12 protein-coding genes are annotated in these 12,850 nt (G+C 72.4%); 6 read left to right on the top strand and 6 right to left on the bottom strand.

Features of this window, described 5'->3' with window-relative positions; all coding sequences use genetic code 11:
* Nucleotides 1-76 precede the first annotated feature (76 nt).
* From leuA to ACW14Y_RS14935, 4 genes are all read left to right on the top strand, one after another.
* Complete coding sequence (gene leuA, locus ACW14Y_RS14950; RefSeq protein ID WP_456987122.1) at nucleotides 77-1,873, top strand: 2-isopropylmalate synthase; 1,797 nt, start codon at nucleotides 77-79, stop codon at nucleotides 1,871-1,873.
* Between the two features lie 424 nt (nucleotides 1,874-2,297).
* On the top strand, nucleotides 2,298-2,807 hold the full coding sequence (locus ACW14Y_RS14945) for a TerB family tellurite resistance protein (protein ID WP_266269328.1): 510 nt from the start codon (nucleotides 2,298-2,300) through the stop codon (nucleotides 2,805-2,807).
* 332 nt (nucleotides 2,808-3,139) lie between these two features.
* Nucleotides 3,140-3,889, top strand: coding sequence for a DNA repair protein RecO (gene recO / locus ACW14Y_RS14940; RefSeq protein WP_266269327.1), 750 nt, complete (start codon nucleotides 3,140-3,142; stop codon nucleotides 3,887-3,889).
* A 4-nt stretch (nucleotides 3,890-3,893) separates the two neighbouring features.
* Nucleotides 3,894-4,739, top strand: coding sequence for an isoprenyl transferase (locus ACW14Y_RS14935; protein ID WP_340634779.1), 846 nt, complete (start codon nucleotides 3,894-3,896; stop codon nucleotides 4,737-4,739).
* Nucleotides 4,740-4,943: 204 nt separating this feature from the next.
* Here the strand turns inward: ACW14Y_RS14935 and ACW14Y_RS14930 are convergent, their stop codons facing one another.
* The 4 genes from ACW14Y_RS14930 to ACW14Y_RS14915 are packed head-to-tail and all read right to left on the bottom strand — an operon-like array spanning nucleotide 4,944 to nucleotide 8,230.
* Nucleotides 4,944-5,354: a Fur family transcriptional regulator gene (locus ACW14Y_RS14930; protein ID WP_045938470.1), complete on the bottom strand. Its 411-nt coding sequence runs from the start codon at nucleotides 5,352-5,354 to the stop codon at nucleotides 4,944-4,946.
* Nucleotides 5,355-5,389: 35 nt separating this feature from the next.
* Nucleotides 5,390-6,310: a metal ABC transporter permease gene (locus ACW14Y_RS14925; protein ID WP_375924549.1), complete on the bottom strand. Its 921-nt coding sequence runs from the start codon at nucleotides 6,308-6,310 to the stop codon at nucleotides 5,390-5,392.
* Entirely contained in the window at nucleotides 6,307-7,149 is an 843-nt protein-coding gene (locus ACW14Y_RS14920; RefSeq protein WP_456987118.1) for a metal ABC transporter ATP-binding protein, read from the bottom strand. Before ACW14Y_RS14920 ends, ACW14Y_RS14925 begins: the two co-directional genes overlap by 4 nt.
* A 13-nt stretch (nucleotides 7,150-7,162) precedes the next feature.
* Entirely contained in the window at nucleotides 7,163-8,230 is a 1,068-nt protein-coding gene (locus tag ACW14Y_RS14915) for a metal ABC transporter substrate-binding protein (protein WP_456987116.1), read from the bottom strand.
* Between the two features lie 191 nt (nucleotides 8,231-8,421).
* On the opposite strand from ACW14Y_RS14915, the gene ACW14Y_RS14910 reads away from it, so the two are divergent.
* Both ACW14Y_RS14910 and ACW14Y_RS14905 read left to right on the top strand, forming a co-directional pair.
* Nucleotides 8,422-9,804 (top strand): glycine--tRNA ligase, encoded by a 1,383-nt coding sequence (locus tag ACW14Y_RS14910; protein WP_030395794.1) that lies wholly within the window; start codon nucleotides 8,422-8,424, stop codon nucleotides 9,802-9,804.
* Nucleotides 9,805-10,037: 233 nt separating this feature from the next.
* On the top strand, nucleotides 10,038-10,583 hold the full coding sequence (locus ACW14Y_RS14905; RefSeq protein WP_456987113.1) for a hypothetical protein: 546 nt from the start codon (nucleotides 10,038-10,040) through the stop codon (nucleotides 10,581-10,583).
* A gap of 26 nt (nucleotides 10,584-10,609) precedes the next feature.
* Here the strand turns inward: ACW14Y_RS14905 and ACW14Y_RS14900 are convergent, their stop codons facing one another.
* Together ACW14Y_RS14900 and ACW14Y_RS14895 are read right to left on the bottom strand one after the other, a co-directional pair.
* A complete protein-coding gene (locus ACW14Y_RS14900; protein ID WP_456987111.1) occupies nucleotides 10,610-11,902 on the bottom strand; it encodes a hypothetical protein in 1,293 nt (430 codons plus the stop codon).
* Nucleotides 11,903-12,099: 197 nt separating this feature from the next.
* Nucleotides 12,100-12,684 (bottom strand): NADAR family protein, encoded by a 585-nt coding sequence (locus ACW14Y_RS14895; protein ID WP_380300620.1) that lies wholly within the window; start codon nucleotides 12,682-12,684, stop codon nucleotides 12,100-12,102.
* Nucleotides 12,685-12,850 lie beyond the last annotated feature (166 nt).

The following is a 12,850-nucleotide window of genomic DNA, read 5'->3' as shown; positions in this document are numbered from 1 at the left end:
CAGGCCGGCCGAGTCGGGTGACATCTCACCCCGACCCGCCCGCACCACGCATCACAGGAAGCCGAGACTCACCTCCATGACCGAGCAGAGTTCCGCCGCGCCCATCCACGCCGCCCGCGCCTTCGTCGACCGTCCGACCCCGATCACCGCCGCCTCGGTACGCCAGCGGCCGTCCGGGATGCGGCACGGCCGCTACCTGCCGTTCGGCGCCGTCGACCTGCCGGACCGCACCTGGCCGAACCAGGTGATCACCAAGGCGCCGCGCTGGCTGTCCACCGACCTGCGGGACGGCAACCAGGCGCTGATCGACCCGATGTCCCCGGCCCGCAAGCGCAAGATGTTCGACCTGCTGGTGGCGATGGGCTACAAGGAGATCGAGGTCGGCTTCCCGTCGTCCGGGGCCACCGACCACGCCTTCGTGCGCTCGCTGATCGAGGAGGGGGCGATCCCGGAGGACGTCACCATCTCGGTGCTGACCCAGGCGCGCGAGGAGCTGATCGAGAAGACCGTCGAGTCGCTGGTCGGGGCGCCGCGGGCGACCGTGCACCTGTACAACGCGACCGCGCCGCTGTTCCGCCGGGTGGTGTTCCGCAACGACAAGGCGGCCACGAAGGCGATCGCCGTCGACGGCACCCGGCTGGTGATGGAGTACGCCGAGAAGCTGCTGGGCGACGACACCGCCTTCGGCTACCAGTACTCGCCGGAGATCTTCGTCGACACCGAGCTGGACTTCGCGCTGGAGGTCTGCGAGGCGGTGATGGACGTCTGGCAGCCCGGCGAGGGCCGCGAGATCATCCTGAACCTGCCGGCCACCATCGAGCGGGCCACCCCGAACGTCCAGGCCGACCAGTTCGAGTGGATGTCGCGCCACCTGTCGCGGCGCGAGTTCGTCTGTCTGTCGGTGCACCCGCACAACGACCGGGGCACCGCCGTGGCCTCCGCCGAGCTGGCCTACATGGCCGGCGCCGACCGGATCGAGGGCTGCCTGTTCGGCCAGGGCGAGCGGACCGGCAACGTCGACCTGGTGACCCTGGGCATGAACCTGTTCTCGCAGGGCATCGACCCGGAGATCGACTTCTCCGACATCGACGAGGTCCGCCGCACCGCCGAGTACTGCAACCAGATGGAGGTGCACCCGCGCCACCCGTACGCCGGCGACCTGGTGTACACCTCCTTCTCCGGCTCCCACCAGGACGCCATCAAGAAGGGCTTCGACGCGCTGGAGGCGGACGCCGCCGCCGCGGGCGTGCCGGTCGAGCAGCACACCTGGGGCGTGCCGTACCTGCCGATCGACCCGAAGGACGTCGGCCGCACCTACGAGGCGGTCATCCGGGTCAACAGCCAGTCCGGCAAGGGCGGTGTGGCGTACGTCCTGAAGAACGACCACAAGCTGGACCTGCCGCGCCGGATGCAGATCGAGTACTCCCGGATCATCCAGGCCAAGACCGACGCCGAGGGCGGCGAGGTCACCCCGGCCGAGATCTGGCGGGTCTTCGAGGACGAGTACCTGCCGACCACGGGCAACCCGTGGGGCCGGATCTCGCTGACCGGTTCGCGCACCCTGACCACCGAGGACGGCCGGGACGCGCTGACCGCCCACGCGGTGGTGGACGGGGCGACGGTCAGCCTGGCCGGTACCGGCAACGGCCCGGTCTCGGCCTTCGCGGACGCGCTGGCGCAGATCGGCGTGGACGTCCGGGTGCTGGACTACGCGGAGCACGCGCTGAGCGAGGGCGGCGACGCCCAGGCCGCCGCGTACGTGGAGTGCGCGGTGGACGGCCGGGTGCTGTGGGGCGTCGGGATCGACAGCAACACCGTGCTGGCCTCGCTGAAGGCGATGATCAGCGCTGTCAACCGGGCGCAGCGCGGTTAGTTCGTACGGGTAAAAGTGGTCGGGCCGTCCCCTGCGGGGCGGCCCGGCGGCGTTCCCGGACGTCGCGGGGCGGCCGTCCGGCCGGGGGTGCCCCGGCTGTGTCCTGCGCCACATTTTTTGCCGGATCGGGCCGTTCGAGGTACTGACACGTGTCGGCAACCGTGGCAACATCGTCCCACCGGTAAGCCGGGTCGGTGGGACGGCCCGGTGGCCGGTCGCGTGACCTGCCCATTGTTGTGCAGGCCGCCTGCCATGTCTGGGGAGTGGCGCCGTGACAGGGATGTGGGGTGTTCGCCCGAGGTGGCGGACTGATGTTCTCGGTGACTTCTTCTGCCCGGGCTGCGGCGGGGACCGCAACTACCGCCGGCAACACGGCCGGCGGTGGCTGCGGCTGCTGGGGACTCCGGTACTTCCGCTCGGACCGGTGATCGGCAGCGTGCAGTGCACCAGCTGCCACGGCCGGTTCGGGGTGGAGAGCCTGGAGCAGCCGACCTGCGTGCGTCTGGGCGGGATGCTGCGCGACGCGCAGTACACCGTCGCGCTGGCCGTGCTGGCGGCCGGTGGCACGGCCCACCGCGCGGCCCGCGAGGCGGCCTGCGGGGCGGTCCGGGACGCCGGCTTCGAGGACTGCGGCGAGGCGCAGGTGCTGGCGGCCCTGGCCGCGATGTCCGGCCTCGGTGGCGAGCTGTACGACGCGCACGGCATGTCGGGCGGGCTGGCCGTGGAACTGCACGCCGTCCTGGAGCCGCTGGCCCCGCACCTGGCCCGGCCGGGCCGGGAGCGGCTGCTGCTGCAGGGGGCGGCGATCGCGCTGGCCGACGGCCGGTACCGGCCGCAGGAGCGGGAGGCGCTGGCCGCGATCGGGCGCTGTCTGGACCTGCCGCACGCGCGGGTCGGGGCGCTGCTGGAGGCGGCGACCCGGGCGCCGTACTAGCGCTCCGGGCCTTCCTGTTCTCCTTCTCCCGGTCCTTCGGCTTCCCGGTCCTTCGGCTTCCTGATCGTTCCGTTCGCGGTCCTTCCGGCAGATCCTTTCGCCGGACCCGCGACTCCCTCTCCTCGTTCGGCACCTCCTCCAGACCCCCACAACCGGGCCCCTTCCGCCCCCGGCTCCCGGCCGGTGGCGTCCCCACGGCCGGGGCCCGCCGTGACCCGCACCGCTCGGCGAGCCCCCACGGCCCCGGTGCGGGCACACGGCTGTCCGCCCCTGGGGGACAATGGTGGGATGTCCACACTGTTCCAGGGCCGCAGCGGCGGTGAGACGGGCGCATGAGCCTCTTCCGCGACGACGGAGTGGTGCTCCGGGCGCAGAAGCTCGGCGAGGCGGACCGGATCATCACCCTCCTCACCCGCCACCACGGCAAGGTGCGCGCGGTGGCGCGCGGGGTGCGCAAGACCAAGTCGAAGTTCGGCGCGCGCCTGGAGCCGTTCTCGCACGTGGACGTGCAGTTCTTCAGCCGGAACAACAGCGAGCTGGTCGGCCGGGGCCTGCCGCTCTGCACCCAGGTGGAGACGATCGCCCCGTACGGCGGCTCGATCGTCACCGACTACGGCCGGTACACCGCGGGGACGGCCATGCTGGAGACGGCGGAACGGTTCGCCGAGAACGAGGGCCAGCCGGCCGTCCAGCAGTACCTGCTGCTGGTCGGCGGCCTGCGCACGCTGGCCGCCGGGGTGCACGAGTCGCACCTGGTGCTGGACGCGTTCCTGCTGCGTTCGCTCGCGGTCAACGGGTACGGAGCGACCTTCGACGACTGCGCGAAATGCGGCATGGAGGGACCCAACCGGTTCTTCTCGCTCCAGGCCGGAGGCGTGCTCTGCCCGGACTGCCGCGTGCCCGGATGTGCCGTACCCTCCCCTGAGACACTGGTACTGCTCGGCGCGTTGTTGTCAGGGGACTGGCAGACGGCGGACGCCTGCGAGCCGAGGTACTGGCGGGAAGGCAGCGGACTGGTCGCGGCCTATCTGCAGTGGCACCTGGAGCGGGGCATCCGCTCGATGAGATACGTGGAGAAGTGAGCACATGGCAGCGCGACGGCTCTTCGGCGGCGGCAAGCAGAGGGAGTACCTCCCCCCGACCCCGCACCCCAGCGGCGCCCGGCCCCCGAAGATCCCCGGCGAGCTCGTCCCGGGCCATGTCGCGATCGTCATGGACGGCAACGGCCGCTGGGCCAAGGAGCGCGGGCTGCCGCGCACGGAGGGGCACAAGGTCGGCGAGTCCGTCGTGCTGGACGTGCTCAAGGGCGCGATCGAGCTCGGCGTGAAGAACATCTCGCTCTACGCGTTCTCCACCGAGAACTGGAAGCGCTCACCCGACGAGGTGAAGTTCCTGATGAACTTCAACCGCGACGTGATCCACCGCCGCCGCGACGAGATGGACGCGATGGGCGTGCGGGTGCGCTGGGCCGGCCGGATGCCGAAGCTGTGGAAGAGCGTCGTCCAGGAGCTCCAGGTCGCCGAGGAGCAGACCAAGGACAACGACGCCGTCACGCTGTACATGTGCGTCAACTACGGCGGCCGGGCCGAGATCGCGGACGCCGCGGCGGCGATCGCGGCCGATGTCGCGGCGGGCCGGCTGGACCCCAAGAAGGTCAACGAGAAGACCCTCACCAAGTACCTGTACCACCCGGACATGCCGGACGTGGACCTGTTCCTGCGCCCCAGCGGCGAGCAGCGGACGTCGAACTTCCTGCTCTGGCAGTCGGCCTACGCCGAGTTGGTGTTCCAGGACGTGCTCTGGCCGGACTTCGACCGCCGTGACCTGTGGCGGGCCTGCGAGCAGTACGCGATGCGCGACCGCCGGTTCGGCGGGGCGCTCCCGAACGAGGCGCCGGCCGAGCTGGTCGGCGAGGTGCCGGCGCAGCGCTGAGCCGCGGCGCTGAGTCGCGGCGTTGAGCGGTGCGGGGTTCGGCGCCTGCGTCGAGCCGGTGCGGCGTTCGGTGCGGCGCCGGGCCGGTCCTGCGTCGAGCCGGTGCCGCTGGTGCGGCGCTCGGTGCGGTGCCGGGTCCGCGCGCGGAGAAGGGCCCGTGGGAGGTGACTCCCAGCGGGCCCTTCGGCGTTCCGGCGCCGGTGCTCAGACCTTCGCGGCGCACTCCGCGCAGGTGCCGAAGATCTCCAGGGTGTGCGCGATGTCGCTGAACCCGTGCTCGGCGGCGACCGAGTTGGCCCAGCGCTCGACGGCGGGGCCCTCGACCTCGACGGTGGCACCGCACTGGCGGCAGACCAGGTGGTGGTGGTGCCCGCTGCTGCACCGGCGGTAGACGGCCTCACCGTCGGCGGTGCGCAGGACGTCCACCTCGCCGGCGTCGGCGAGGGACTGGAGCGTCCGGTAGACGGTGGTCAGACCGACCGAGTCCCCCCGGTGCTTCAGCATGTCGTGGAGCTCCTGGGCACTGCGGAAGTCCTCGATCTCGTCCAGGACCGCCGAGACGGCGGCGCGCTGCCGGGTCGATCGGGCTCGCGGCGACGGGCCTGCGGTGGTCACCGTGGGTCCTCCTGCTGGTGTGGGCGACTGGCACCTCATTGTGCCAGCCCCGCACTGGGCGCCGGAGTGGTCGCGTCGACCCGCTCCGGGCCGGGCAGTCGGACGTCGCAGACCTGCGGTCCGCTCTCCGGGGTGTCGCGGTGGCGGCGGCGGGCGAGCGGGGCCGCGATCGCGCCGAACACCGCGAACACGACGATGGCCAGCAGCACGATGGCCGGGCCGGAGGGCACGTCCAGCTGGTAGGAGCCGGTGACGCCGGCCAGGGCGACGAGCACGCCGACCGCGATCGAGCCGGCCTGGGTGGCGGCGAAGGAGCGGGTGAGCTGCTGGGCGGCCGCGACCGGAACCACCATCAGGGCGCTGACCAGCAGCAGGCCGACCACCCGCATGGCGACGGTGACGGTGACCGCGGCCATCACCGCGAGCAGCAGGTTGAGCAGCCGCACCGGGACGCCGGTGACCCGGGCGAAGTCCTCGTCCTGGCAGATCGCGAACAGCTGGCGGCGCAGGCCCAGGGTGACGGCGACGACGACGGCGCCGAGCGCGCCGATGGTGGCGAGGTCGGCGGGGGAGACGGTCAGGATGGAGCCCCAGAGGTAGCTCTCCAGCGAACCGGCGCCGGCCTGGGCGGACTTGGAGACCAGCAGCTTGCCGCAGGCCATGCCGCCGTAGAAGAGCATCGCGAGGGCGATGTCGCCGCGCTGGTTGCCGCGCGCGCGGACCAGTTCCATGGTGACGGCGCCGAGCACGCAGACCGCCACGGCCATCCAGACCGGGCTGGTCTGGAAGATGAAGCCGAGGCCGACGCCGGTCATCGCGACGTGGCCCATGCCGTCGCCCATCAGCGCCTGGCGGCGCTGCACCAGGTAGATGCCGACGGAGGGGGCGGTGATGCCGACCAGTACGGCGGCGATCAGCGCCCGCTGCATGAAGTCGTAGCTGAGCATCTCGGTCATGACAGCAGTCCCCGGGGTCGGTCGTGTTCGTGGCCGTGGTCGGCGTGCGGATGGACGTGGTCGTGGCCCGGCAGGGCGTGCAGACCGGTGTTGGGAACGGGCGGGCCGTCGTGCGCGACGCAGCCGTCGCGCAGCACCACGGCCCGGTCGATCAGCGGCTCCAGCGGCCCGAGTTCGTGCAGCACCAGCAGGACGGCGGCGCCGCGCGCGACCTCGGCGCGCAGGGTGTCGGCGAGCACCTGCTGGCTGGCGGCGTCCACCCCGGCCATCGGCTCGTCCATGATCAGCAGATCGGGGGCGCCGGCCAGGGCGCGGGCGATCAGCACCCGCTGCTGCTGGCCGCCGGAGAGGTCGGCGACCCCGTCCCGGGCCCGGTCGAGCATGCCGACGGCGGCCAGCGCGCGGTCCACGGCGTCGCGGTCCGCGCGGCGGAACGGCAGCAGCCGGTGCAGCGGCAGCCGGCCGGTGGAGACGACCTCCCGGACGGTGGCCGGGACGCCGGAGGCGGCGGTGGTGCGCTGCGGCACGTAGCCGATCCGGTGCCAGGCGCGGAACCGGGCGAGCGGGGTGCCGAACAGTTCGAGCGTGCCGCGCTCCAGCGGGACGGCCCCGGTGACGGCCTTGACGGTGGTGGACTTGCCGGAGCCGTTGGCGCCGAGCAGGGCGACCACCTCGCCGGGGCGGACGGTGAGGTCGATGCCGCGCAGCACCGGCCGTCCGCCGCGCGAGGCGACGGCGTCGTGGAGGCGGACGGCCGGGTGGGCCGGGTGGGCCGGGTGGGCCGGGTGGGCCGGGGAGGCGGCGGAGGCGGGGAAGGCCGGGGATGTCGGGGAGGTCATGCCGGTGGTCCCGTCAGCTGGTGGGTGCGGCGGGCGCGGCCGGCGCAGTGGTCGCGGTGGTCGCGCCGGAGGGGGCGGCCGCGGCCGGCGTGTCGGCGCCGAGGGCGGTCCGCAGGTTGGCCAGGTTCTGCCGCATGACCGAGAGGTAGTCGTCCTTGGCCGGGTCCTTGACGCCTTCCAGCGGGTCGAGGACGGCGGTCCTGAGGCCGAGGTCCTTGGCCACGGTGTCGGCGAGCTTGGGGCTGACCAGGGTCTCGAAGAAGATCGTGGTGACGCCGTTCTCCTTGGCGGCCTTCTGGACGTCGGCGAGGCGGGCCGGGGTGGGCTCGGACTCGGGGTCGACGCCGTTGATGGCGACCTGGGTGAGGCCGTAGGCCCCGGCGAGGTAGCCGAAGGCGGCGTGGCTGGTGACGAAGGTGCGGTTCCGGACGTCCTTCAGCCCGTCCTTGAACTCCTGGTCCAGGGCGGTGAGGCGGCCGACCAGCTCGTCGGTGTTCTTCCGGTAGTCCTCGGCGTGGGCCGGGTCGGCCTTGGCGAACTCGGCGCCGACGCTCCTGGCCACCGCCGCGTAGCGGGCCGGGTCGAGCCAGATGTGCGGATCGCCGGCGGCCCCGTCGTGGTCGTGGCCGTCGTGGCCGTCGCCGCTCTGCCCGTCGCCGCCGTGGTCGTGCCCGTCGCCCTCGGTGTGGCCCTCGGCGAGGTGGTGGTCCTCCAGCGGGGCGGCCGCGGTGGCGTCGATCTTGTGCTTGGAGCCGGAGCCGGCGACCGCCTTGTCGACGGTGGGCTGCAGGCCCTTGAGGTAGACGATCGCGTCGGCCTTCTTGACCGTCCCGACCTGCTTGGCGGTGAGTTCGAGGTCGTGCGGCTCGACGCCGGCGGCGGTGAGGTCGGTGACCTTCACGTGCTCGCCGCCGATCCGGTCGGCGAGGAACTCCATCGGGTAGAAGGACGCGACGACGTTCAGCTTGCCCTCCGCGCCCTGGGCGCCGCCACTGCTGCCGCAGGCCGTCAGGGTGAGGCCGGCGGTGAGGGCGGTGGCGGTCAGGGCTATGGCGCCGCGAGTACGTCGTCGGATCATCATGACAACCATTCTCAGATTAGATGGAAATGATTGTCAAATCACTCGGACGGGTGAACGGGTGGTGACGGTGAGTGGGCCGGTGGCGGAGATACCGATTTGAACCCCGTACCCATATGGCCGGTAACCTGAGGTATTCGGGTACGCGCAACCAGCCGTGCCCTGACCGTGCCGTACGTACTGAAGAGAGCACTGTGGCAGCCGACAAGATCGAGACGATCGTCAGCCTTAGCAAGCGCCGTGGCTTCGTCTACCCCTGCAGCGAGATCTACGGCGGCACGCGTGCCGCCTGGGACTACGGTCCGCTGGGCGTCGAACTCAAGGAGAACATCAAGCGCCAGTGGTGGCGCGCGATGGTGCAGGCCCGTGAGGACGTCGTCGGACTCGACTCGTCGGTGATCCTGGCCCGCGAGGTCTGGGAGGCGTCCGGCCACGTCAAGACCTTCAACGACCCGCTGACCGAGTGCCTCTCCTGCCACAAGCGCCACCGGGCCGACCACCTGGAGGAGAAGTACGAGGCCAAGCACGGCTTCCCGCCGCCGAACGGCCTCCAGGACGTCAACTGCCCCGACTGCGGCGTCAAGGGCCAGTTCACCGAGCCCAAGGACTTCTCGGGCATGCTGAAGACCCACCTCGGCGTCACCGAGGAGGCGAGCGGCCTGGCCTACCTGCGCCCGGAGACCGCCCAGGGCATCTTCACCAATTTCAAGGCCGTCCAGACCACCTCGCGCAAGAAGCCGCCGTTCGGCATCGCCCAGGTCGGCAAGAGCTTCCGCAACGAGATCACCCCCGGCAACTTCATCTTCCGGACCCGTGAGTTCGAGCAGATGGAGATGGAGTTCTTCGTCAAGCCGGGCGAGGACGAGCAGTGGCACGAGTACTGGCTCCAGCAGCGCTGGGACTGGTACGTCGGCCTCGGCCTGCGCACCGACAACATGCGCCTGTTCGAGCACCCGAAGGAGAAGCTCTCCCACTACGCCAAGCGCACGGTGGACATCGAGTACCGCTTCAACTTCGGCGGCACCGAGTTCTCCGAGCTGGAGGGCATCGCCAACCGCACCGACTACGACCTGACGGTGCACAGCGAGGCCTCCGGCCAGGACCTCAAGTACTTCGACCAGGAGTCCGGCGAGCGGTACTTCCCGTTCGTCATCGAGCCGGCAGCCGGTCTCAACCGCGCCATGCTGGCCTTCCTGATCGACGCCTACTTCGAGGACGAGGCGCCGAACGCCAAGGGCGTCATGGAGAAGCGCGTCGGCATGCGGCTCGACCCGCGACTGGCCCCGGTCAAGGTCGCGGTGCTGCCGCTGTCGCGCAACGCCGACCTCTCGCCGAAGGCCCGCGGCCTGGCCGCCGACCTGCGCACCGCCTGGAACGTCGAGTTCGACGACGCCGGTGCCATCGGCAAGCGCTACCGCCGCCAGGACGAGATCGGCACGCCGTTCTGCGTGACGGTCGACTTCGACACCCTGGAGGACAACGCGGTGACCGTGCGCGAGCGCGACACCATGACGCAGGAGCGCGTCTCGCTCGACCAGGTGAAGTCCTACCTGGCGGCGCGGCTCATCGGCTGCTGACGTCGGCGGGCCCCGCGCCCGCGGTCTTCCGTGCGAACCCCCGTTCGCCCCGGTCTCCCCGGGGCGGGCGGGGGTTCCGCGTTGGGAGCGCTGTTTCCTGGGGTGCTGCTTCGGGAGCGCTGCGTCCTGGGGGCGCTGTTCCCGGGGTTTCCGCTTCGAGGCCCGGCCGCCGTGACGATCGGCTAATCTCCGCTCCGGGCCGTCGGACCGGCCCCAGCTACGGGGAGGTGGGGATGGCGGATCCATGGTCGATCGCGTCGGGTGTCGGCGCCCTGGCATCGGTCGCGGGGGCCTGGGCGGTCTACCGGGGACAGACCCGGCAGGTGGACTTCGAACTCGCCCGGACGCTCCACCTCGACCTGACGAGCGGTGAAGTGGCGTTGGCCCGCTACACCCTGGTGGCCTTCCGTCGGGGGCAGCAGCCGTACGGACCCGAGGTGCTCGCGGCCTACTTCACGATGCTGTGGTGCTTCGAGCGCGTCCTCCAGGGCCGACGGTCCATGATCCGGTCGCCGCTCGACCGGGTCCGCCGCAGCTCTCCCGTGCGCTTCCTCGACGAGGCCATCGCCATGCATGTGGCGAGCTGGGAGAGGAACCTGCCGGAGATCCGGCGCCGACTGATCGAGGCCCTGGCCGAGGCGCACGGCGACGAGCTGCGCGACCGGGGGCTATCCGCCAAGTTCGAGGCGCTCGCCGGGGCGCTGCGCGCGGCCGGGGTGATGCCGACGCCGCCCCCGGTCGTCCTTCCGCCGCAGGGGGAGTCCGCCCCGGCCTCCTGAGGGGTGTCGGCGAGAGGCTCCGGCGCTCAGCGGCGGCCCCAGCGGGAGCGGGGGCGGTTGGCCGGGGTGGTGGGGAGGCCGGCGGTCCGGAGTGCGGCGAGAGTGGTGCGGTGCTGACCGGGGTCCGCGAGCAGAGGCAGGAGCAGGGCCTCGTAGAGGTCGGTCCGACCGGCCAGCGCGCCGGCCAGCCGGACCAGTTCGGCCGGTGGGCGCAGCGTCGCCAACTCGCCCAGCAGCAGGGCGGGCAGCGGGGCCGGGAGCGTGGTGGCCAGGGCGGTGAGGTCGCCGGTGGGACGGCCGGCGGCTTGGCGCAGCAGGGTCCGGGCGTCGGCGGCGCGGTCCGCCTGGTGGAGGACGGTGGCGAGGGCGGCCAGCTCGGCGGTCGGGGCGGAGCCCCATTCCCAGAGCAGGGTGGCGCCGTCGGCGTGCTGCCCGGCCCGCTCCAACCCGTCCAGCAGGGCCGGCAGGTCGGCGGCGGGGCAGGAGCGCAGCGCGTTGAACAGGTCCCCGGCCTCGTCGGCCAGCCCGGCCCGCCGCAGCTCGGCGAGGGTGGCGGCGGCGTGGTGGGGGCTGCCGTGGACTGCGCTGCGGGCGAGGTGGAGGGAGGCGTCGGTCGGGCCCCGGTGGGAGAGCCGGGCGGCCAGCGCGGCGGTGTCCTCCGGGGTGAGGTGCTCGGCGGCCTGGCCGAGGATGTCGGCGGCCTCGGTCGGGGAGGCGTTCCGGTACAGGCCGGTGATGCGCTCGGCGAGGGCGGCGAGCTCGCCGGGGGAGCGGTGGCGGGGCGGGGCGGGTGCCGGCGCGGGTGCGGGGCCGGGTGCGGATGTGGGCCCGGGTGAGGGCGCGGGTGAGGGCGCGGGTCCGGTGGGGGTGAGGTGGGGGCCGTCGTCGGCCGGGGCCCGGTGGAGGTCGTGGTGGACGTTGTGGCGGAGGTCGTGGTGGGCCTCGCCGTGGGCGCTGTCCGGTATGCCGTCCGGGGTGCCCGCAGTGCTCCCCGGCCGTTCTCCGCCGCTGATCCGTGGCGACGGCTGTCGCAACTGCTCCTCCACGGTCTTCAGTCGGTCGCTCAGCTCCAGGCAGCGTGTGCCGAGTCCTTCGCGCAGCGTCCGCGCCTGGGTCAGCTGTCGCAGCAGCTCGCCGTCCACCGGCCGGCGCTCGGGCAGCGACCGGACGGCTTCGGCGAGCCGCCGCTCGCGTTGCACCGCGTACTGTCTGGCCCGCAGTAATTCGTCCAACTGGGCTCTGAGTTCGAGAGCGTCCTGCTCGCTCGCACCGATGCCCGCGTCCGGGGCGAGGGGCTGTTCCGTGTGCCGTGTACGCATGATCACCGCAACCTGTCCAACTTGACCCTGACGGCCAGTCATCCTGGCGTTGGAATACGGCGCTGGAGTTACGGCAGTGCGTCCACAGTCTTGCGAGTGGTGTCCGGGGGCGCATGGGGCGCACGGATCGTGAGCGACCAGGCGCGCGCTTGCTGTCCGTGCGCCTCCCGGTCGGCGGTGCCGGTCCGGCTCACCGCTCAGGCCGAGGCGAGCCGGGCGCGGGCCTCCATGAGGGCGAAGCCGAGCAGGTTCTCGCCGCGCCACTCGGCGGGCCGCTCGGCGCGCTCGTTCTCCGCGCCGAGGCCGATGCCCCAGATCCGGTCCAGCGGGCTGGCCTCCACCAGGACCCGTCGGGCGGTCGACAGCAGGTAGGCGCGGAGCCCGGCATGGCTGTCGAACTTGGCGACGTTGCCCGTGACGACCAGTTCGAAGCGGCCCGCACGCCAGACGGCGTCGTCGAAGCCGCGGACCTGACGGCCCAGCTTCTTCGCCTCGCCGGCGCTCGGTGCGGCGAGGATCAGGGCGAGCGTCCTGCTGTCGTCGAACATCCGGGCCTTGCCCGCCATCATCCAGTGCTCGGCGGTCCGGTACTCGGTACCGTCGACGGTGAACGGGTGGTCGGGCCACCACTGGCTCAGTACGCCGGGGCCGAACGACCCGTCCCGCTGCGGCTGATGGCCCCAGAACATCAGCCACTTGGCCTGGGCGCCCGCCGCCACGGCCGCGGTCAGGGCGGCGCGGTCGCGGGTGTCGGCGGGGTCGATCGTGCGTTCGTCGCTCATATCGTCATGCTGACACAAAGGGGTTCGCTGCGGCGAGCGGATTTCCCGGCGGGGTGCGGGGTGCGGGGTGCCGGGTGTGGGGGTGGGGGTGCGGGGGGCTCCGGCTCACCCTCTGTACCGACCTCGGGCGACCCGGCCGCGGAGTGGCCTCCGGTCGCGGTGGGGT

The organism is Kitasatospora sp. cg17-2 (assembly GCF_054031055.1).
Note: the sequence above shows the minus strand (reverse complement) of the source record. Positions and strands in the feature narration are given on the sequence as shown.

Excerpts from the sequence above, each read along its gene's own strand:
- leuA (WP_456987122.1), top strand. The coding sequence starts at position 77 with ATGACCGAGCAGAGTTCCGCCGCGCCCATCCACGCCGCCCGCGCCTTC.
- recO (WP_266269327.1), top strand. The coding sequence starts at position 3,140 with ATGAGCCTCTTCCGCGACGACGGAGTGGTGCTCCGGGCGCAGAAGCTC.
- ACW14Y_RS14935 (WP_340634779.1), top strand. The coding sequence starts at position 3,894 with ATGGCAGCGCGACGGCTCTTCGGCGGCGGCAAGCAGAGGGAGTACCTC.
- ACW14Y_RS14925 (WP_375924549.1), bottom strand. The coding sequence starts at position 6,310 with ATGACCGAGATGCTCAGCTACGACTTCATGCAGCGGGCGCTGATCGCC.
- ACW14Y_RS14920 (WP_456987118.1), bottom strand. The coding sequence starts at position 7,149 with ATGACCTCCCCGACATCCCCGGCCTTCCCCGCCTCCGCCGCCTCCCCG.
- ACW14Y_RS14915 (WP_456987116.1), bottom strand. The coding sequence starts at position 8,230 with ATGATGATCCGACGACGTACTCGCGGCGCCATAGCCCTGACCGCCACC.
- ACW14Y_RS14905 (WP_456987113.1), top strand. The coding sequence starts at position 10,038 with ATGGCGGATCCATGGTCGATCGCGTCGGGTGTCGGCGCCCTGGCATCG.
- ACW14Y_RS14900 (WP_456987111.1), bottom strand. The coding sequence starts at position 11,902 with ATGCGTACACGGCACACGGAACAGCCCCTCGCCCCGGACGCGGGCATC.
- ACW14Y_RS14895 (WP_380300620.1), bottom strand. The coding sequence starts at position 12,684 with ATGAGCGACGAACGCACGATCGACCCCGCCGACACCCGCGACCGCGCC.